The following is a 304-nucleotide window of genomic DNA, read 5'->3' as shown; positions in this document are numbered from 1 at the left end:
CCCACCACCCCCTCTTCCAGGTCATGCTCGCCTTCCAGCACGACTACGAGGGCCGGATCGAGCTCCCGGGCACCACGGCCGCGTGGACCGACGTGCCGACCGCCCCCGCAAAGTTCGCCCTCTCGGGGGCGGTGCCGGGGCGCCCCGGGACGGCGGGGGCACCCGCCGGCCTGACGCTGGAGTGCAACTACGCGCGGGACCTGTACGACGCGGACACCGTCGCCGCGCTCGCCGACGGCCTGGGCCTCGTGCTCGACGCAGTCGGCGCCGACCCCGACCAGCGCCTCGGTGCCCTGGGCCGGGC

General features: G+C 76.6%; 1 protein-coding gene. It reads left to right on the top strand.

Annotation, left to right across the window (positions count from 1 at the left end; all coding sequences use genetic code 11):
- The coding region (locus IF43_RS37595) for a hypothetical protein (protein ID WP_158939713.1) at positions 1 to 304 on the top strand (304 nt) is incomplete at both ends.

Source organism: Streptomyces sp. NRRL S-87 (assembly GCF_000719335.1).
Lineage (GTDB): Bacteria > Actinomycetota > Actinomycetes > Streptomycetales > Streptomycetaceae > Streptomyces.
Note: the sequence above shows the minus strand (reverse complement) of the source record. Positions and strands in the feature narration are given on the sequence as shown.